The organism is Variovorax sp. NFACC27, assembly GCF_048301545.1.
Lineage (GTDB): Bacteria > Pseudomonadota > Gammaproteobacteria > Burkholderiales > Burkholderiaceae_C > Variovorax > Variovorax gossypii.
The window spans coordinates 1260221-1278895 of the sequence record NZ_CP157613.1; the positions used below are offsets into that span (position 1 = coordinate 1260221).

The window sequence follows — 18675 nt, forward strand, 5'->3', positions numbered from 1 at the left end:
CCAGAGGGGGAGGGGGTCAAGCCAATACCGAGGGCCGGTGCGCCGCCCAGCCGCATGCCTGGTCATAGGCATGCCCTAGCCGCAGCACGTCGAGGTCCGAATGGATCGGCCCGGCAAGCTGCAGCCCCATCGGCAGGCCGCCTTCGCCGAAGCCGGCGCGCACGTTCAGCGTCGGCAGGCCGGCCAGCGTGAAGGGCGTGACGATCTCCATCCAGCGGTGGTAGGTGTCGCTCTTCACGCCCGCCACCCCGGCCGGCCAGTGCAGCTCGGCATCGAAGGGAAAGACCTGCGCGGTCGGCGCGAGCACGAAGTCGAAGCGCTCGAACAGCTTGAGGAATGCGCGGTACACGTTCGATCGGTACACCGAGGCCTGGTACAGCGAGGCCGCATCGAGATGGCGGCTCTGCTCGATCTCCCATTGCGCCTCGGGCTTGAGCTGCGCGAACAGCTTCGGATCGCTCAGGTAGGCGCCCAGCTTGCCGCCCACCAACAGTTGCCGCAGGCGCAGCCACGCGCTCCAGTTGTGCTCGCGCGGCACGTCGAGCGTGCAGGGCTCGACCTCGCAGCCGATGTCGCGGAAGGTGCCGAGCGCCTTCTCGCCCAGCTCGCGGATTCCGGGCTCCAGCGGCAGGTCGGGCCAGATGCTGCCGAGCCAGCCGATGCGCAGGCCCTTGCCGTCGCCCTCGAGCCGCAGCTCATCGGGCGAGGGCAGGGCGTGCGGCGACGACAGCGGCACGCGGGTGTCGAAGCCTGCCTGCACGGCCAGCAGCCGCGCCGCGTCTTCCACCGTGCGCGCCATCGGGCCTTCGCAACCGAGCTGCTGGAAGAACAGTTCCTCGTCGGGGTTGCCCGGCACGCGCCCGCGAGAGGGCCGCATGCCGATCACGTTGTTGAAGGCCGCCGGGTTGCGCAGCGAGCCCATCATGTCGCTGCCGTCGGCCACCGGCAGGATGCCCAGGGCCAGCGCCACCGCGGCGCCGCCGCTGCTGCCGCCCGCGCTGCGATCGGGTGCGTAGGCGTTGCGGGTGGTGCCGAACACCGTGTTGTAGGTGTGCGAGCCGAGGCCGAATTCGGGCGTGTTGGTCTTGCCGATGACGACGGCGCCGGCCGCCCTGGCGCGCGCCACGTGGAGGCTGTCGGCTCGCGCGGCCGAGCGCGGCGACAGCGGCGAGCCCATGGAGGTCGGCAGGCCGGCGGCATGGCTCAGGTCCTTCACCGCCAGCGGGAAGCCGTGCATCCAGCCGCGCCTTTCGCCGCGCGCCAGCTCGGCGTCGCGCTCGTCGGCCTCGGCCAGCGACTGCGCCGGATCGCGCAGCGACACGATGGCGTTGAAGCGCGGGTTCAGCGCCTCGATACGGGCCAGCGAGGCCTGCATCACTTCCCGGCAGGACACCTCGCGCGCGGCGATGCGGCGGGAAAGTTCGGTGGCGCTGAGGTCGAGCAGGTCGGCTGAGGGCATGGCGGATGAGGGAAAAGGAGGGGGCGCCCAGTATGGCGCGGCGCTCGCATAATCGCCGCGTATGGAAACTAAGTGGCTCGAAGACTTCATCAGCCTTGCGGAAACGCGCAGCTTCAGCCGCTCGGCCCAATTGAGGCACGTGACGCAGCCGGCGTTCTCCCGCCGCATACAGGCGCTGGAAGGGTGGGCCGGTACCGACCTGGTGGACCGCAGCTCCTACCCGACGCGACTCACCCCGGCGGGGCAGACGCTCTACAGCCAGGCCATCGAGATGCTGCAGTCGCTGCAGAGCACCCGCGCCATGCTGCGCGGCCACTCGGCGGCGGGGCAGGACGTGATCGAGATCGCCGTGCCGCACACGCTGGCCTTCACCTTCTTCCCCTCGTGGGTGACCAGCCTCCGGGAGCATTTCGGCCCCATCAAGAGCCGCCTGATCGCGCTGAACGTGCACGACGCCGTGCTGCGGCTGGTCGAAGGCAGCTGCGACCTGCTGATCGCCTACCACCACCCCTCGCAGCCGCTGCAGCTCGACGCCAACAAGTATGAGATGGTCAGCCTCGGCGAGGAAACCGTGGCCCCCTGGGTCAAGGCCGACGCCGAAGGCGCGCCGCGCTACCGGCTGCCGGGCCGCCCGGGCCAGCCGTTGCCCTACCTGGGCTATGCGCCGGGCGCCTACCTGGGCCGCGTGGTCGACCAACTGCTCAAGGAATCGGGCACCGCCATCCACCTCGACCGCGTCTACGAGACCGACATGGCCGAGGGCCTGAAGGTCATGGCGCTCGAAGGGCACGGCATCGCCTTCCTGCCGCAGAGCGCGGTGCGCAAGGAGATCAAGGCCCGCAAGCTCGTGAGCGCGCTGCCGCCCGAGATCGACAGCCTCGAGGCGACGATGGAGATCCGCGCCTACCGCGAGCGCCCCGGCGCTCCCGCGCCCGTGAAGGCCGGGGCCGGCCGCGCCGCCGTCAAGGCCGTCGACAGCCTGCAACCCAAGCGCACGGCCGATGCGCTATGGTCTTACCTCGTCGGCACCCAGCCGCAGCGCTGAGCGCCATCACCCAACTGCCACGGAGATTTGTGCACCGCACAATCTATAAATGCCGCGCATAGGGCTTCCCGCAAAAGGCATTGGCGCCTTGAATCCGGCGCCACTACAGTCGCGGCTGCTTTTTAGCCGCTGTCACAGCAACCCCCACGGCACGCGCCCTGCGCGTGCTTTTTTTTAAGCCGAGGAACCTCTCATGAGCTCCAATTTCAGGACGGAACACGACTTCCTCGGCGACAAGCAGATCCCCGCCGTCGCCTACTGGGGCGTGCACACGGCGCGCGCGGTCGAGAACTTCCCCATCTCCGGCACCCGCATCTCGGCCATGCCCGACCTGGTGCGCGCGCTGGCCTACGTGAAGAAGGCCGCCACCCGCGCCAATGCAGACCTGGGCGCCATCGACCGAGACCGTGCCGCGGCCATCATCCTGGCCTGCGACGACATCGTCGACGGCAAGCTGCTCGACGAGTTCGTGGTCGACGTCATCCAGGGCGGCGCCGGCACCTCGACCAACATGAACGCCAACGAGGTCATCTGCAACCTCGCGCTGGAAAAACTGGGCCACGAGAAAGCGCGCTACGACGTGCTCCACCCCAACGACCACGTCAACGCCTCGCAGAGCACCAACGACGTGTACCCCACGGCGGTGCGCCTGGCGCTGTGGTTCGCCATCGGCAGGCTGCTCGAATCGATGGCCTCGCTGCGCCGCGCCTTCGAGGCCAAGGCGCTCGAGTTCAAGGACATCCTCAAGATCGGCCGCACCCAGCTGCAGGACGCCGTGCCCATGACGCTGGGCCAGGAGTTCCTGACCTACGCCATCATGATCGGGGAGGACGAGGCCCGGCTCGGCGAGGCGCGCGCGCTCATCGAGGAAATCAACCTCGGCGCCACGGCCATCGGCACCGGCATCAACGCGCCGCACGGCTACGCCAACCTCGCCTGCCAGTACCTCGCCGAGCAGACCGGCGTGCCGTTGAAGCAGGCCGCCAACCTCATCGAGGCCACGCAGGACACGGGCGCATTCGTGCAGCTGTCGGGCGTGCTCAAGCGCGTGGCGACCAAGCTCAGCAAGACCTGCAACGACCTGCGCCTGCTCTCGAGCGGCCCGCAGGCCGGCTTCGGCGAGATCAGGCTTCCGGCGCGGCAGGCGGGCTCGTCGATCATGCCGGGCAAGGTCAATCCGGTGATCCCGGAAGTCATGAACCAGGTGGCCTTCGAGGTCATCGGCAACGACATCACCGTGACGCTGGCGTCCGAGGCCGGCCAGCTGCAGCTCAACGCCTTCGAGCCCATCATGGGCTGGAGCCTGTTCAAGAGCATCCAGCACCTGGGCCGGGCCTGCACCACGCTGCAGCACAACTGCGTCGAGGGCATCGAGGCCAACCGCGAGTTTCTTGCGAAGAGAGTGCGCGAGTCGGTCACGCTGGTCACGGCGCTCAACCCGCTCATCGGCTACGAGAAGGCCGCGCTCATCGCCAAGACCGCGCTCGCCACCGGCGGGCCGATCGACCTGGTGGCCGAGTCGCTGGGCATCATGACCCGCGCCGAGATGGACGCGCTGCTCGTGCCCGAGAACCTCACGCAGCCGGTGCGCCTGTCGGCCGCGCCGCTGCCGGCGGCGGCCGAACCGTCGGGCCAGACTTCGGGCATAAAGGCTGCTTAGTGAAAGTCGGACAATGCCAGGAGGCAGGATCGCACCAGGCTGGCGCTGCGATGCGCATGGCCGGTGCAGCGTGTGTGTGTATGCACCGGGTTGGTCCGGGTATCACGCAAAATGCGAGTGTCTAGAATTTAGTTGTATCTGTTTCAGTCACCCTCAGGAGTTTTCCTCATGAAAAAACAAGTATTGGCATTGGCGGTTGCGGCACTGGCCGCTGGCGGCGCGATGGCGCAGGCCAACGACACGCTGGCCAAGATCAAGGCTTCCGGCGTCATCACCGAAGGCGTGCGTGAATCTTCCGGCCTGTCGTACACGCTGGGCAATGGCCAATACACCGGCTTCCACTACGACGTCTGCGCCAACATCATCAAGGACCTCGAGAAGGCCGCCGGCAAGAAGCTCGAAGTCAAGTACCAGCCCGTGACCTCGCAGAACCGCATTCCGCTCGTGCAGAACGGTACCGTCGACATCGAGTGCGGCTCCACCACCAACAACGCCACCCGCCAGAAGGACGTGTCCTTCGGCGTGACCACCTACGTCGAAGAAACCAAGATCGTCGTCAAGGCCAACTCGGGCATCAACTCGCTGGCCGACCTGAAGGACAAGACGGTCGCGACCACCACCGGCACCACGCCGCTGCAGACCGTGCGCAAGCAGAAGCGCGCCGAGAACCTGACCTTCAAGGAGGTCTACGGCAAGGACCACTCCGACAGCTTCCTGCTGCTCGAAACCGGCCGCGCCGACGCCTTCGTGATGGACGGCTCGATCCTGGCAGCCCTGGCCGCCAAGTCGAAGTCGCCCAAGGACTACAAGATCCTGCCGGACGTGCTGGCCGTCGAACCCATCGCCATCATGATCCGCAAGGACGACCCCGCCTTCAAGAAGGCCGTGGACGACAGCATCAAGGCACAGGCCAAGTCGGGCGAACTCGCCAAGCTGTACGACAAGTGGTTCCTGAAGCCGATTCCCCCGGCAGGCGTGACCATCGGCCTGCCGCTGGGTGAAGCCACCAAGAACGCGTGGGCCAACCCGAACGACAAGCCGGCCGAAGAGTACGTCACCAAGGAATAAGCGGCGCGTCGCTGCGTGATGACGCCCACCTTTCGCGGTGGGCGTTTCTTTTCAAGGGACTGGTTTTCGTAGAGACGGTGAAGAAGGAGTAAACACAAATGGGCAACTGGGATTGGCAGGTTTTCCTGCAGGACCCCGGGGGGGAATATCCGAGCTACCTGCAATGGATGCTCTCGGCGTGGGGCTGGACCGTGTCGGTCGCGCTGCTGGCGTTGGTCGTGGCACTGGTGCTGGGCTCGCTCATCGGCATCATTCGCACGCTGCCCGACAGCCCGTGGCTGGTGCGGCTGGGCAATGCCTGGGTGGAGCTCTTCCGCAACATCCCGCTGCTGGTGCAGATCTTCCTCTGGTACCACGTGATCCCGGCGCTCATTCCCGTCATGAAGGGCGTGCCGAGCTTCATCCTCGTGGTGCTGGCGCTGGGCTTCTTCACCTCCGCGCGTATTGCCGAGCAGGTGCGCTCGGGCATCCAGGCGCTGCCCAAGGGCCAGCGCTACGCGGGCATGGCCGTGGGCTTCACCACCGCGCAGTACTACCGCTACGTGATCCTGCCGATGGCCTACCGCATCATCATCCCGCCGCTCACGAGCGAGACGATGAACATCTTCAAGAACTCGTCCGTCGCCTTCGCGGTGTCGGTCGCCGAGCTCACCATGTTCGCGATGCAGGCACAGGAAGAAACCTCGCGCGGCATCGAGGTCTACCTCGCCGTGACGGCGTGCTACGTGGTCTCGGCGCTCATCATCAACCGCCTCATGGCGTTCATCGAGAAGAAGACCCGCGTGCCGGGCTTCATCGTCTCGGCCGGCGGCGGAGGACACTGAAATGATGAATCTCGACCTTTCCTTCTACAACTGGGACGTCATCAGCAACTTCGTCGTCAAGGGCTTCTACTTCAGCGTCACGCTGACGGTGGTGGCCACGATCGGCGGCGTGATCTTCGGCACGATCCTGGCGCTCATGCGCCTGTCGGGCAAGAAGTGGCTCGATGCGCCCGCGGCCCTGTACGTCAACGGCATGCGAAGCATCCCGCTGGTGATGGTGATCCTGTGGTTCTTCCTGCTGGTGCCGGCGTCGTTCTACTCGCTGTTCGGCTCGGTGGGCTCCAACTACCGCTCCGAGATCTCGGCCGTGATCACCTTCGTCGCGTTCGAGGCCGCCTACTTCAGCGAGATCATGCGCGCGGGCATCCAGTCGATCCCGCGCGGCCAGATCAACGCCGGCCAGGCCGTGGGCATGACCTACGGCCAGAACATGCGCCTGGTGGTGCTGCCGCAGGCCTTCCGCAACATGCTGCCGGTGCTGCTCACGCAGACCATCATCCTGTTCCAGGACACGTCGCTGGTCTACGCCATCGGTGCCTACGACATGCTCAAGGGCTTCGAGACCGCCGGCAAGAACTTCGGCCGCCCGATCGAGGCCTACCTGCTCGCGGCTGTCGTGTACTTCGTCATGTGCTACGCCCTTTCTTGGCTGGTGAAACGCCTGCACAAGAAGATCGCCATCATCCGCTGACGGATTGAGTGTCCAACCGGAGAAAGAAATGTCCGAAAAAATGATCGAAATCAAGAACGTATCGAAGTGGTACGGCCCGGTGCAGGTGCTCAACGACTGCTCCGTCAACATCTCCAAGGGTGACGTGGTGGTTGTGTGCGGCCCGTCGGGTTCCGGCAAGTCCACGCTCATCAAGACCGTGAACGCGCTCGAGCCCTTCCAGAAGGGCGAGATCACCGTCAACGGCATTCCGCTGCACGACCCCAAGACCAACCTGCCCAAGCTGCGCTCCAAGGTCGGCATGGTGTTCCAGCACTTCGAGTTGTTCCCGCACCTGTCGGTGACCGAGAACCTCACGATCGCGCAGATCAAGGTGCTGGGCCGCTCGCCCGACGAAGCCAAGACCCGCGGACTGAAGATGCTCGACCGCGTGGGCCTGATGGCGCACAAGGACAAGTTCCCGGGCCAGCTCTCGGGCGGCCAGCAGCAGCGCGTGGCCATTGCCCGTGCGCTGTCGATGGACCCCATCGTCATGCTGTTCGACGAACCCACCTCGGCGCTCGACCCCGAGATGGTCGGCGAAGTGCTCGACGTGATGGTGAACCTCGCCAAGGAAGGCATGACCATGATGGTGGTCACGCACGAAATGGGCTTTGCGCGCAAGGTCGCCAGCCGCGTGATCTTCATCGACGTGGGCGGCCGCATCCTGGAAGACTGCTCGAAGGACGAGTTCTTCGGCCATCCGGAAAACCGCCAGCCGCGCACCAAGGACTTCCTCAACAAGATCCTGCAGCACTGAGCGCCGCTGCACAGAGCAAGCAAGCGACAGAAAAGGCCATGCCGTCGCCGGCATGGCCTTTTCTTTTGGACTCAGGGTCGAGCGCAGGGCCGGCCCGAGCAGGCGCCATTCACTGCGGGCGGGACTCCCCGGACAGCGCCTTGTCGAAGAAGTCCTGAATCTCGCGCCCCAGCCGCGCCAGGAACACCTGGCGGTCGAAACCCGGCGGGTCGTCGGCGATGTTGCCGTCGGGCGTCTGGATGGGCATGGACGGCGTGTCCATGAACGCGAAGTGCCATGCGTTCGGGATGCGGCGCAGCTCGGCCGCGGGCATGTTGCTGGCCACCCATTCGGCGTGGAAGCGCGGCACCAGGAAGCGGTCCTGCTCGGCTTCGTAGATTCGCGTGGGCACTCGCACCTGCGCGAGGGACGAAGCCGTGAAGGGAACACCCGCGGGAGCCATCGACACGACCGCGCGCACGCGCGGGTCGCGCAACGAGGGAAGCAGCGAGGCAGGCGGCGCGTCGCCGCGGTTGACGCCGCAGAAGATCGGATCGGCGGCGCGTTCGCTCGTGCAATGCGTGGTGATGCGCGACAGGTCGGCCTGGCCGCCCGCAAGCGCCAGCACCGTGTAGCCGCCGGCCGAATGGCCCAGTGCGCCGATGCGATAGCCCCGGTCGTCGCGCGCGATGCGGTCCCTCCACAACGGATCCTGCAGCAGCGCATCGATCACCCGCGAGGCCTGCCGTGGCCGCTCGCCGAAGTAGGCGGCCGCGCCTTTCTTCAACAGCGAACCGTCCTGCCAGTTGTCGCCCGGATGGCGCAGCGCCGCGACCAGGTAGCCGTCCCGCGCGAGCGCTTCGGCCAGGCTGCTGTGGCCCAGCTCGGTGCCGCCGAGGCCGTGGCTCAGCAGGATCAGGCCCTTGACCTTGTCTTCGGGCGCTGCCTGGATGGCCGCCTGCACAGTGAACGGCCCCATGGCCGTCGCGCGTGCGGGCGCCTGCGTCGGGTAGTACAGCGAGACCACCGTGGGCGCGTCGTCAGGAGTGGCGCCCGGAATGCGGATCTGCCGCCAGCCGGCCTGCGCGGCCATGAGCTGGAAGGACAGCAGCAGGCCAGAAGCGAGCAGCAGGCTCTGGCGAAAGAAGGAAGCGGGGGACATCGTGCGCATCTCCTCGGCGTGGTCTGTGGAGTGCGCATGGTTGCCGCGTGCCGGCGCAACCTCCACGGGAATGCGACGAAATGCGCGAAAGAGGGCGCCAAGCGACTGGGCGGAGCGCGGAGCTATGCTCGTGCCGTGGCAAGAGGGCGGCGCCGATAGCGCAGCCCGCACACACGGAGGAGAAAAGGATGAGAAGACCCAATCGATCCTTGCATCGCACGGCGGCGGTATTCCGCCTCGTCGCATCGGCCTGCGCGGCGGCGACCCTGCTGGCGGCAATGCCGGCACAGTCCGCCGAGAACTGGACCGAGATCGCATCGACGCCCCGCAAGAAGGTGCTGTTGCAGCGCGATTCCATCCGCCCGCACGACGGCATGGTGGAAGCCTGGACGCTCTACCGTTATGACGAACTGCAGACCGACGTCGGCAAGACCCCGTACCGCACCTCGCGCTACCTCTACGACTACGACTGCAAGGGCGCGCGCGAAAAGGCGCGCCGCGTCGTGAGCCACAACGGCCCGCTGGAGGTGCACGACATCGACCTCAGCCGGCATACCGAGTGGAAGGCCGTCGGCGGACCCACCACGGTGAGTGGGATCGTGTTCAAGCACGTGTGCGCGCAGGCGCGCTGACCGCAATCGCGCCCTCGCGTCTGCTGATAGGCTCGGCGGCCAGTTTCCCCGCGGAGCCCTCGTGTCCATCAACAAGTTCCAGATCGGCAAGTGCGCATTCGAGTTCGACCCCGAGACGGAGGTCGCATTCGAGGACGGCGGCATGTCCTTCCATCTCAAGGGCCGGCCGGTCGGCTACGACAGGTCACGGCACACGCCGCCCTTCGACCCGGAGGGCTTCGACAACCCCGCGACTGGCGGGATTGCCCCTTCGTTCCGGTCTTCGACCTTCCACTTCTACGACAACCACGACACGCCGCAGCGGCGCATCAGCTATCTCCAGAACCAGCCGACGAACGGCTTCTTCGCGCTCTGGGAGAAGGGCTTCGCCTTCGGCACGCGCTTCTTCGGCGAGATCGACCTGCGTCCCGACCGCGTCGAATTGCAGGGCCTGCTGCGGCACGACTACGAGACGGACGCGCAAGGCGTGCCGGTGCATGTGGTGTGGCATTGCCCGCCGGGAGAGGTCGAGCTGCGCCCCTACACCTACGGCAGCTTCGAAGAGGCGATGGCCGCTCCGCCCGAGCGCGTGCGCCGGTTGCTCGTCCGCGAATGGGATGGGCGGTGGCGCGACGAACTTCTGCGCTTCACACGGCTCGAGCACCTGTCGCTTCAGCATTCGTGGAGCACCGACACGGCGAATTCGGCCACCGCGTTCCCGGAATCCTTCTGCACGCTGACCCGGCTTCGTGAGCTGTACCTGCGCAGCCCGGTCTTTTCCCACCTCCCCGAGGGCCTGGGCGCGCTCGAATCGCTGGAAGTGCTCTCGCTTGCGCACTGCCGCATCGAGGCGTTGCCCGCCAGCATCTCGCGGCTCGAACGCCTGCAGCGCCTGCTGCTCGACGGAAACCGGCTCGCGACCTTGCCCGAGTCCGTGGGCAATCTGCCGGCCCTCACGCACCTCAGCATCAACAAGAACCCCTTCGAATCGCTGCCGACCTCATTGAAGAACATCGAAAAGGTCGACATCGAAAGGAAGAACGAAGCCCTGTTCCGCGACATCCGCTACCGCCCCGAGGTCGAGGCCGTGGTGGATCGCGAGGCCTTCATGGCGCGCGGAAGCCCGACGCATGTGGCGTTGCTGGGTGAGGCCCTGGCGCGGCACGGCCTCCAGCGCTACGCAGACGCACTCCTGCGCCATGCGCGCCAGGCTCTGCGCCTGCGCACAGTGGAATCCGAAGATTACGCAAGCCTGGGCAACACCCGCATCGGCGGCAGGCCTGACCTGCCGCCTGGCATCGACTACCCGTCGACTGACGGAAAGCCTTGGCGCTTCTACGCACAGATCGACCTGGCGGATATTGCTTCGATGCAATCGTGGCTGCCGCGCTCAGGCCGCCTCTATTTCTTCGGCGAAGGCCAGGAGCAAGGCGACGGCGTGTGCGTGCTGCATTCCGATGCGCCGGCTGACGCGCTGCGCACGCACGCGTGGCCGGAAGACGTCGAATTCGCCGACGGCTGCAGCGTGTCCGATGCCTACGAAGGCTACAAGGCCAGCGTCGACATCACCGTGTCCTTGCCGAATCTCTACAACGCCGGCAACGGGCGCCTGCTGGGCGACGACGCCATGCTGCTGGAGATCGACAGGGACGACGCGCTGCAGGAGGCTTACTGGGCACTCGAAGCCGAGCTGGCCGGCGACGGCGAGCGTCGGAACGCCGCACACCTGATGAACGCCCACGTCTTCACGCAGCACGAGAACCCGCAGGAGCAGGCATCGCGTGAGAAGGGCGGGCTGCCCGTGGAGTGGGTCAACCTGCTGACGCTTTGCTCAGACGGCAACCCGGGCTTCTGCTTCTGGGACGCGGGCACCTTCACCTTCAGCATCCACGAGAAGGACCTGGCGCTAGGCGATTTCTCCCGCGTGCACTGGAGCCTGGAGAGCAGCTGAGGTCGTTGCTCAGACGTCAGCGGTCAGGACACCCACCACGACACAGCGAAGAACGGCCCAGGCTCGCCCGGCACATGGAACAGGATGTCGCCCCTGCCGCAGGTCGGCCCGCACTTCGAGCCGAGGTAGCGGACCGTGATCCGGGGCTGAGCCTTGCCGGAGGAAAGGACCGACGCGGCGCCCCGCTCCAGGAAGTCCGCGACCAGGTGCTGGGCGTCGGAATCGGCAGGGCCCTGCAGCGTCTGGCAGCCGTTGGCATCGGCAGTCGATCCTGCCCCTGTCGCCTTCAGCAGCGCGGCGGCCCTTCGTCCCTGGATGAGCGCCTGCCGTTCGGTCTCGGTGGTCCATGCGGTCGGCGCACCGGTGGCCAGCCGCTCCAGCTCGCGACGCGGAAGCAGCACCGTGGCCTGTCCGCCGGGCACGGCGATGCACGGCCGGGGAAGCTCGACCTGAAGCTCGATCGAACGCGATTCGTCGACTTCCTGACCGGCGGCGGGGCGAGCGGCTTGAGCGGGCGGGATGGAACTCATGAGTGCAAGTGTGGCAAGGGCGACAAGGTCGGACGCGGCCAGTCTGTGCATGCTGCTCGACTCAAGGCAACCGCGAAATCCTCTGCGTCAGCAGATCGAAGAACCCCTGCGCATCCCCTTCGGCGATCCAGTTCACGTTGGCCGGTTTCTTCAGCCCGCCATACCAGTCGACCACCGTCTGCCCGAAGCCCAGCCCTTCGCGGCTATCGACTTCCACGTTGACCTTGCGGCCCCTGAACAGCGAGGGCTGCAGCAGGTAGGCGACCACGGTGGCGTCGTGCACCGGGCCGCCGGGCAGGCCGTAGTACTGCATGTCGTGCTGCACGTAGGCGTCGAGGATGTCGGCCACGGTCTTGCCGGCCTGGTTGCCGAGGCCGCGCAGCTTTGCAATGCGCTCGGGGCTGGTCAGCACCTTGTGCGTGAGGTCCAGCGGCAGCATGGTGATCGGCACGCCGCTCTTGAGCACGATCTCGGCCGCGTGCGGATCGGCGAACACGTTGAACTCGGCGGTGGGCGTGATGTTGCCGCCGTTGAAATGCGCGCCGCCCATGAGCACCAGCTCGCGCAGGCCGCGCGTGATGTCGGGCGCCTGCGTGAGCGCCAGCGCGAGGTTGGTCTCGGGGCCGAGCATCGCGAGCGTCACGCTCTTCTCGGGCGCGGCGCGCAGCGTGCGGATCAGGTAATCGACCGCGCTGCCGTCGGCCAGCGGCTGGCTCGGCTCGTGTACCTTCACACCGGTGATGCCTTCGCTGCCGTGGATGTCGGCCGCGTAGATCGGCGTGCGCAGCAGGGGACGCGGCGCGCCGGCATAGATCGCGATGTCGAGCCGCTTCGCCCATTCGCGCGCGAGGCGCGCGTTGCGCGAAGTCTTCGAAAGCGGCACGTTGCCGGCCACCGTGGTGAGCGCCTGGATCTTCAGCTGCTCGGGCGAAGCCATGGCGAAGAGCAGCGCGATCACGTCGTCGGCGCCGGGGTCGGTATCGATGATGAGCGTGTGCGTCGTTGCCGGGGTGGCGTCGGCGGCGTGGGCCTTCGGGGCGATGAAGCTGGCGGTCAAGAGGGCAACGAGTCCGAGAAAAAGAATCGGGAAGAGCGCGGCAAAGCGCAATGGCAGCGCCGATGCTGCGGGCCTTGAATGCATGGGGAAGACTCCTTGCGGACGCTGTGAAGAAAGCGCCTCTCGAATCAGTCTGCCAGAGCATCGCGCGGCACGAACACCGGATCGCGAAGGCATTTTCGACGCGCTCGTGCGCGGCTGCAACGTTGCGCATACCAAGGCGTTAGCGCATCGGAAAGGCCGAAACTGAAAGTGCGCAAGGCACGGCGAAGAGGTTTCATCCGCCATGCCCGAGGCCATGCCCCGCGTGTTGCAAAAACGCCGCTTGTTCAGGCCAAGCTGGAGCCGGACGGCCGCAGCTGCCGCGTGAAGAAGGCCAGTATTTCGTCGCGCGCCGCCATCGTCGGCTGCCCCGCTTCGTCGATCAGGTGCGCCGTCACCACGCTGTGCGGGCTCGCCACCACCTGCGCGAAGAAGGGCGGCGTATTGGTGTTGGCCGCGCTGTCGGGCAGCACGCGCGCCACGAAGCGCTCGCCCAGCGCCTGCGAGAAGGCCGCGAAGCGCTGCGCCCTGCAATGCCTGTCGCCCTCGAAGCGGTAGGCCATGACGGTCAGGTCCTCGCGCTCCAGCCGTTCGCGCACCGAGGCCAGTTCGTCCGGCGACATGTTCATGGCCTCCGGCTTGTCCATCGGCAGCGAGGGCTGGCACACCACCGGCGCGAGCATCGCGGGCTCGAGCATCATCGAGAGCGCGAAGTTACCCGTGAAGCACATGCCGATCGCGCCGACACCGGGCCCGCCGCACTCGGCATGCGCGAACCGCGCGAGCGAGCGCAGCCACTGCGTGACCGGGCTCGACTCGTTGGCCGCGAAGGCGCGGAACTCCGCGCTGACGCAGGCGCGCTTGAACACCGCGATGCCTTCTTCCGCGCCGGGCACCGCGCCATCGCGCCCGAACAGCGAGGGCATGTAGACGGTGAAGCCCGCGTCGCGCACCCAGCGTGCGAAGCGCGCCACGTGCGGGCTGATGCCGGGCATCTCGGTCATCACGATCACGGCCGGGCCCTGGCCCATGACGTAGACCTTCTTTTCGATGCCGTCGAGCGTGATCTGGCGCGCGGTGAAGTCGTCGAGCGGATCGTCTTCGTTCATGGAGCGTTGCTGTGCCATGGGTTTCCTTTTTGCCGTTCAGGTCGTGCGAAAGCCGTGAAGCTTGTATTGGACCTTCGGCCTCATCAGAATGGCAGTGTCCAATTCGACTCCTTTCAGGCTTTATCGGCCAACCATTCAGATGCATGACTTCACCGTGCTGGTGCTGCCCGGCGCCTTCAATTCCAGCGTCGCGGTCACCATGGACATCCTCGGCGCAGCCGAAGCGATGGCTGTCCGCGCGGGCGTCGCGCCGCCCCGCTGGCGGCTGTGCTCGGTGCACGGCGGCCCGGTGCAACTGCGCGCCGGCATGAGCCTCGACACCACGCGCATGCCCGTGCGCCCGCGCGACGACCGCTCCACATGGGTGGTGCCGGGGCTCGGCCTCAACACACCCGGCGAGATCCGCCAGTGCCTCGAGAGCGCCGATGCAGCCAAGGCCATTGCCGGCCTCGTGCGCCACGCCAAGGCAGGCGGGCAGGTCGCGGCCTCGTGCTCGGCCGTGTTCCTGTTGAATGCCGCCGGCCTGCTGCAGGGCCGGCGCGCGACGGTTTCATGGTGGTACGCGCCGCTGCTCGCGCGCATGTCACCCGGCTGCACCGTCGATGCCGACCGCATGGTGTGCTCCGACGGCCCCGTCGTCACCGCGGGCGCCGCCTTCGCCCAGACCGATCTGATGCTGCACCTGCTGCGCGAGCGCTGCGGCAGCGCGCTCACCGATCTTGTCTCGCGCATGCTGCTGATCGACGGCCGCCAGGCGCAAGCGCCGTTCATCGCGGCGGAGGTGCTGGCCAGCGGCAACGACCTGGTGGCGCGGCTCGCGGCGCGGGTCGAGTCGGCATTGCCCGAGGCGCCGACGGTGAGCGAGCTGGCGCGCGAGTTCTGCATGTCGGAGCGCACGCTGTCGCGCCACATTCGCAAGGCCACCGGCAAGAGCACGCAGGCGCTGGTGCAGAGCGTGAGGCTGCGGCGCGCCCGCGCGCTGCTCGAATCCAGCCGCATGACGGTCGAGCAGGTGGCGGGGGCAGTGGGGTATCAAGACGCCACGGCACTGCGGCGCCTGATGAAGAAAGTGGCCGGAGCGAACCCCAGCCGCTACCGCGCCTGAACAGGCGCGGCGGCTGTCGGCATGACTCGGATTACTTCTTTCGCGCAGCGATCGCCTGCTCGGCCTTCGCCACCAGGTCCGCGCCGATGGTCGACTTCCACTTGTCGTACACCGGCCGCGTTGCCTTCACGAACTCGGCGCGCTCGGCCGGCGTGAGGCTGGTCACGGTCACGCCCATGCCGGCGATGTCCTTGAGCACGGGCTTGTCGGCTTCCACCAGGCCCTTGCGCGCGATGACGATCTCTTCCTTGCCCGCGTCGATGGCCGCTTGGCGCACGATGGCCTGGTCGGCCGGCGTCCACGAGGCCCAGATTTCCTTGTTGACCACGAACACCAGCGGGTCGGCCACATAGCCCCAGGTGGTCACGAACTTCTGGCCCACGGTCTGCATCTTGAGCACCGTGAACAGGAAGAGCGGGTTCTCCTGCCCGTCGACCGCGCCGCTGGCCAGCGCGGGCTGCGCATCGGCCCAGCTCATCTGCGTGGGGTTGGCGCCCAGCGCGGTGAACATGTCGGAGTAGATGGGCGAGCCCACCACGCGGATCTTCATGCCCTTGATGTCGGCCGGCGACTTGATCGGCTTCTTCGAGTTGGTGATCTCGCGGAAGCCGTTCTCGCCCCATGCGAGCGGCACCACACCGGCCTTGTCGAGCGTCTTGAACATGTCCTTGCCGACCTCGCCCTGCGTGAGCGCGTCGATGGCCGCGTAGTCGGGCATCAGGAAAGGCATGGAGAACAGGTTGAGCTGCTTGACCTGTGGCGACCAGTTGATGGTCGAGCCCACGGCCATGTCGATCACGCCCTGGCGCAGCGCGCTGAACTCGCGCGTCTGGTCGCCCTGGATGAGCGACACGCCCGGGTACAGCTTGATGTTGATGCGGCCCTGCGTGCGCTCCTTCACCAGGTCGGCCCAGATCTTCCCGGCCTGGCCCCACGGCGTGGGCGGGCCCAGCACCAGCGACATCTTGTACTCGGGCTTGTAGGCGGCCTGCGCCATGGCGCCGGACGAGAACATGCCGAGGGCGGTGGCAACGGCTGCAAGGCCGAGCAGGGTGCGGCGGAATTTCATGATCAAGGCTCTCCTAATAATGGTTCTGCGACGGGACGGACGAAAGAATGAATCAGTAGCCGAGCTTGCGCGGCAACCAGAGCGCGAGCTCGGGGAAGATGATGACCAGCACCATCACCACGAACATCGAGAACAGCATCCAGCCCACCCAGCGCACGGTCTCTTCCATGCGCACCTTCGCGATGCGGCACGACACCATGAGGTTGACCGCCAGCGGCGGCGTGAACTGGCCCAGCGCCACCTTCAGCGTGAGGATCACGCCGAACCACACCGGGTCCCACTTGTAGTACTGCACGATGGGCAGCAGCAGCGGCACGAAGATCAGGAAGATCGACACGCCGTCGAGGAACATGCCCACGGTGATGAGCAGCAAGATCAGCAGCGCCAGGATGCCGTACTCGCCCAGCCCCGAGTTCACGATGGCGCGCGTCACCGGGTCGATCACGCCCAGCGTCGAGAGCGAATACGCGAAGATGCCCGCCAGCGACACCACCAGCAAGATCACCGCCGAGAGCTCGCCCGACTCGCGCAAGATGACGAACAGGTCGCGCACCTTGATGGTCCGGTGGATGCACATGCCCACGAAGAGGCCGTAGAACACCGCCACCACGGCTGCCTCGGTGGGCGTGAACCAGCCCGCGCGCATGCCGCCCAAAATGAGCACCGGCGCCGCCAGCCCCCAGGTCGCTTCGCGAAAGCTCTTCCAGAAAGGCGGGCGCGGCAGCGTGGCCTCGAGCGCGCCCATCTTGTGCTTGCGGGCGAGCCACACGGCTGGAATCATCAGCGCCAGGCCGGCCATCACGCCGGGCACCATGCCGGCCGCGAACAGCGCGGGCACCGAGGCACCGGGCACCAGCACCGAGTAGACGATGAAGGCGACCGAAGGCGGAATGAGAATGTCGGTGGCCGCCGCCGCGCCCACCACGCTGGCCGAGTAGGCCGCGGGGTAGCCAGCACGCGACATGGCCGCGATCATCACCGCGCCCACCGCTGCCGCATTGGCCGGGCCCGAGCCCGAGATGCCGCCGAGGAACATCGCCACCGCAATCGCCACCAGCGGCAGCATGCCGGGGCCGCGCCCCACGATGGCAATGGCAAAGTTCACCAGCCGCAGCGCCACGCCCGAGCGGTCGAAGATGGAGCCGACCAGCACGAACATAGGAATGGCCAGCAGCGGATATTTGCCCAGGCCCGCATAGAAGTTCTGCGGCACGGCCAGCAGGCCGAACCACTGGGCGTCGCTGTTGGCCAGCGCGATGCAGGCGGCGCCCGCCAGGCCCAGCGCGGCGCCGATGGGCACGCCCACCAGCATCATCACGACGAAAGCGACGAAGAGCAGGGTGGCGATCACGATGCGTCGCCCTTGCTGTTGTTGTTGTCGTCAGCTTCGCCGTGCGTCGTCGTCTCGCGTCCGCGCCGGATCATGAGGCCTATGGCCCGCAGCGCGATGGCGAAGGACACGATGGGCAGCCAGATCGAATACCACCAGGAGGGCAGGCCGATGCCGGGCGTCGTCTCCTCGAAGCGGTAGTCGTCCCACACCATGCGTATGCTGAGCGCACCGATGAGCGTGAAGAGCACGGCGATCATCAGCGCGCCGAACTGCGCCAGCCGCTTGCGCCGCGCCATCGAGCCGCTTTCGGAGAAGTACTCGATGCGGATGTGCCGGTCGCGCGCCACCGCGGCCGAACCGGCCACCAGCGCCAGCATGATCATGAGGAACACCGAGAACTCTTCCGTCCAGGCAAAGGAAGAATCGGTGAAGTAGCGGACGATGACGTTGGCAAAAGTGATGAGCGCCAGCGCGCCCATGATGATGACCGTGAGCCAGTCCTCGATGGCAAGGGGAACCTTGGTCGGTTCGTCTGCGGCTTCGATGTCGGGGGGAATGGGGCTGGCGGCGTCCAGCGTGGGGCCGGACTCGGGTGGAGTTGTCATCGCAGGATGGTCAGTGAGGCACGCACGAACGCCATGTCACCGGGCGGACGCCGGGACGCGTTCCGTACACCTCGACAGGGAAACTGTTACCGATGCTAGGGGGTCAATGACCACTCATATATCGGGGGTTTCCTTAGCAGGCCCCTTGTTCATGGCGCGTGCCCAGACCATTGGGACTTCCCTCCGCAAGTGTTCGCCTTGGAAAGCTGCAGTCTTGCCCAAGAGGATGTCGGCTTCAGCGGCCAAGTAGGCCGCAGGCATGTCGGATGATGTACTCATTACCGACGACGCTATCCGTGATGCAGTCCGCTTTTATACGAAGATAACCTGATCTTCTTTCTTATCTTGCGCGCCGGCGAAGCCGTCGCACACCAGACCGTGCGATGCACTGGCGCCCGCTCTGTGCCTGAGGCCAACGGGCGACTCTTTCGATCAATCGACCGAAGCCCCTAGGCGCACACCCGTCTATGCACTTTCTGTCGCCGCGCTTTTGAGCAACAGCGCGGCTTTTGTCATTACTGCGAGCTCCCGTGTGGCAGGACCATGAAGCCGAATTGGCTGCTCGCCTAGAGGTGTCGGCTTGCCTCACACGGTTGC

The 18675-nt window shown here is 66.6% G+C and carries 17 protein-coding genes; 9 read left to right on the top strand and 8 right to left on the bottom strand.

Annotation, left to right across the window (positions count from 1 at the left end):
* Positions 1 to 16 precede the first annotated feature (16 nt).
* Positions 17 to 1459, bottom strand: coding sequence for an amidase (locus ABL840_RS05890; protein ID WP_093299516.1), 1443 nt, complete (start codon positions 1457 to 1459; stop codon positions 17 to 19).
* 61 nt (positions 1460 to 1520) lie between these two features.
* Here ABL840_RS05890 and ABL840_RS05895 point away from each other — a divergent pair, with 61 nt between their 5' ends.
* The 6 genes from ABL840_RS05895 (at position 1521) to ABL840_RS05920 (ending at position 7525) form a co-directional block, all read left to right on the top strand.
* Complete coding sequence (locus tag ABL840_RS05895) at positions 1521 to 2504, top strand: LysR substrate-binding domain-containing protein (RefSeq protein WP_093299517.1); 984 nt, start codon at positions 1521 to 1523, stop codon at positions 2502 to 2504.
* Positions 2505 to 2697: 193 nt separating this feature from the next.
* On the top strand, positions 2698 to 4164 hold the full coding sequence (locus ABL840_RS05900) for an aspartate ammonia-lyase (RefSeq protein WP_093299520.1): 1467 nt from the start codon (positions 2698 to 2700) through the stop codon (positions 4162 to 4164).
* A 168-nt stretch (positions 4165 to 4332) separates the two neighbouring features.
* The gene (locus ABL840_RS05905) at positions 4333 to 5232 is read left to right on the top strand and encodes an amino acid ABC transporter substrate-binding protein (RefSeq protein ID WP_093207387.1); all 900 of its coding nucleotides are present in this window, start codon (positions 4333 to 4335) and stop codon (positions 5230 to 5232) included.
* 98 nt (positions 5233 to 5330) lie between these two features.
* Positions 5331 to 6056, top strand: coding sequence for an amino acid ABC transporter permease (locus tag ABL840_RS05910; RefSeq protein WP_093207389.1), 726 nt, complete (start codon positions 5331 to 5333; stop codon positions 6054 to 6056).
* A 1-nt stretch (position 6057) separates the two neighbouring features.
* Entirely contained in the window at positions 6058 to 6747 is a 690-nt protein-coding gene (locus ABL840_RS05915; protein ID WP_093207392.1) for an amino acid ABC transporter permease, read from the top strand.
* Positions 6748 to 6787: 40 nt separating this feature from the next.
* Positions 6788 to 7525: an amino acid ABC transporter ATP-binding protein gene (locus ABL840_RS05920; RefSeq protein WP_093207394.1), complete on the top strand. Its 738-nt coding sequence runs from the start codon at positions 6788 to 6790 to the stop codon at positions 7523 to 7525.
* A 109-nt stretch (positions 7526 to 7634) separates the two neighbouring features.
* On the opposite strand, the gene ABL840_RS05925 is transcribed toward ABL840_RS05920, so the two are convergent.
* Positions 7635 to 8666 (bottom strand): alpha/beta hydrolase family protein, encoded by a 1032-nt coding sequence (locus ABL840_RS05925; RefSeq protein ID WP_418116210.1) that lies wholly within the window; start codon positions 8664 to 8666, stop codon positions 7635 to 7637.
* A 188-nt stretch (positions 8667 to 8854) separates the two neighbouring features.
* On the opposite strand from ABL840_RS05925, the gene ABL840_RS05930 reads away from it, so the two are divergent.
* Together ABL840_RS05930 and ABL840_RS05935 are read left to right on the top strand one after the other, a co-directional pair.
* A complete protein-coding gene (locus tag ABL840_RS05930) occupies positions 8855 to 9298 on the top strand; it encodes a surface-adhesin E family protein (protein ID WP_143042888.1) in 444 nt (147 codons plus the stop codon).
* A 61-nt stretch (positions 9299 to 9359) separates the two neighbouring features.
* A complete protein-coding gene (locus ABL840_RS05935; protein WP_093299527.1) occupies positions 9360 to 11228 on the top strand; it encodes a DUF1963 domain-containing protein in 1869 nt (622 codons plus the stop codon).
* Between the two features lie 23 nt (positions 11229 to 11251).
* Here the strand turns inward: ABL840_RS05935 and ABL840_RS05940 are convergent, their stop codons facing one another.
* The 3 genes from ABL840_RS05940 to ABL840_RS05950 all read right to left on the bottom strand — a co-directional run bounded on the left by ABL840_RS05940 (position 11252) and on the right by ABL840_RS05950 (position 13984).
* Positions 11252 to 11758, bottom strand: a complete 507-nt coding sequence (locus ABL840_RS05940; RefSeq protein ID WP_143042889.1) for a hypothetical protein — start codon at positions 11756 to 11758, stop codon at positions 11252 to 11254.
* Between the two features lie 61 nt (positions 11759 to 11819).
* Positions 11820 to 12899, bottom strand: coding sequence for a nucleoside hydrolase (locus ABL840_RS05945; RefSeq protein ID WP_418116211.1), 1080 nt, complete (start codon positions 12897 to 12899; stop codon positions 11820 to 11822).
* A gap of 245 nt (positions 12900 to 13144) precedes the next feature.
* Positions 13145 to 13984, bottom strand: a complete 840-nt coding sequence (locus tag ABL840_RS05950) for a dienelactone hydrolase family protein (protein ID WP_093299532.1) — start codon at positions 13982 to 13984, stop codon at positions 13145 to 13147.
* A 121-nt stretch (positions 13985 to 14105) separates the two neighbouring features.
* Between ABL840_RS05950 and ABL840_RS05955 the strand changes: the two genes are divergently transcribed.
* The gene (locus tag ABL840_RS05955) at positions 14106 to 15071 is read left to right on the top strand and encodes a GlxA family transcriptional regulator (RefSeq protein WP_093299534.1); all 966 of its coding nucleotides are present in this window, start codon (positions 14106 to 14108) and stop codon (positions 15069 to 15071) included.
* A gap of 31 nt (positions 15072 to 15102) precedes the next feature.
* Here ABL840_RS05955 and ABL840_RS05960 read toward each other — a convergent pair whose 3' ends face one another.
* Genes ABL840_RS05960 through ABL840_RS05970 form a run of 3 tightly spaced genes read right to left on the bottom strand, consistent with a single transcriptional unit; the run spans position 15103 to position 18078 of the window.
* Positions 15103 to 16140, bottom strand: a complete 1038-nt coding sequence (locus tag ABL840_RS05960) for a DctP family TRAP transporter solute-binding subunit (RefSeq protein ID WP_093299537.1) — start codon at positions 16138 to 16140, stop codon at positions 15103 to 15105.
* Positions 16141 to 16192: 52 nt separating this feature from the next.
* Positions 16193 to 17491 (bottom strand): TRAP transporter large permease, encoded by a 1299-nt coding sequence (locus ABL840_RS05965; protein ID WP_093207423.1) that lies wholly within the window; start codon positions 17489 to 17491, stop codon positions 16193 to 16195.
* Complete coding sequence (locus ABL840_RS05970) at positions 17488 to 18078, bottom strand: TRAP transporter small permease (RefSeq protein ID WP_093299540.1); 591 nt, start codon at positions 18076 to 18078, stop codon at positions 17488 to 17490. Before ABL840_RS05970 ends, ABL840_RS05965 begins: the two co-directional genes overlap by 4 nt.
* Positions 18079 to 18675 lie beyond the last annotated feature (597 nt).

Bases quoted from the DNA above. Each gene is read 5' to 3' on its own strand.
- ABL840_RS05910 (WP_093207389.1), top strand. From the start codon at position 5,331: ATGGGCAACTGGGATTGGCAGGTTTTCCTGCAGGACCCCGGGGGGGAA.
- ABL840_RS05930 (WP_143042888.1), top strand. From the start codon at position 8,855: ATGAGAAGACCCAATCGATCCTTGCATCGCACGGCGGCGGTATTCCGC.
- ABL840_RS05920 (WP_093207394.1), top strand. From the start codon at position 6,788: ATGATCGAAATCAAGAACGTATCGAAGTGGTACGGCCCGGTGCAGGTG.
- ABL840_RS05950 (WP_093299532.1), bottom strand. From the start codon at position 13,984: ATGGCACAGCAACGCTCCATGAACGAAGACGATCCGCTCGACGACTTC.
- ABL840_RS05895 (WP_093299517.1), top strand. From the start codon at position 1,521: ATGGAAACTAAGTGGCTCGAAGACTTCATCAGCCTTGCGGAAACGCGC.
- ABL840_RS05960 (WP_093299537.1), bottom strand. From the start codon at position 16,140: ATGAAATTCCGCCGCACCCTGCTCGGCCTTGCAGCCGTTGCCACCGCC.
- ABL840_RS05940 (WP_143042889.1), bottom strand. From the start codon at position 11,758: ATGAGTTCCATCCCGCCCGCTCAAGCCGCTCGCCCCGCCGCCGGTCAG.
- ABL840_RS05945 (WP_418116211.1), bottom strand. From the start codon at position 12,899: ATGCATTCAAGGCCCGCAGCATCGGCGCTGCCATTGCGCTTTGCCGCG.
- ABL840_RS05900 (WP_093299520.1), top strand. From the start codon at position 2,698: ATGAGCTCCAATTTCAGGACGGAACACGACTTCCTCGGCGACAAGCAG.
- ABL840_RS05970 (WP_093299540.1), bottom strand. From the start codon at position 18,078: ATGACAACTCCACCCGAGTCCGGCCCCACGCTGGACGCCGCCAGCCCC.
- ABL840_RS05890 (WP_093299516.1), bottom strand. From the start codon at position 1,459: ATGCCCTCAGCCGACCTGCTCGACCTCAGCGCCACCGAACTTTCCCGC.
- ABL840_RS05955 (WP_093299534.1), top strand. From the start codon at position 14,106: ATGCATGACTTCACCGTGCTGGTGCTGCCCGGCGCCTTCAATTCCAGC.
- ABL840_RS05925 (WP_418116210.1), bottom strand. From the start codon at position 8,666: ATGTCCCCCGCTTCCTTCTTTCGCCAGAGCCTGCTGCTCGCTTCTGGC.
- ABL840_RS05915 (WP_093207392.1), top strand. From the start codon at position 6,058: ATGATGAATCTCGACCTTTCCTTCTACAACTGGGACGTCATCAGCAAC.
- ABL840_RS05905 (WP_093207387.1), top strand. From the start codon at position 4,333: ATGAAAAAACAAGTATTGGCATTGGCGGTTGCGGCACTGGCCGCTGGC.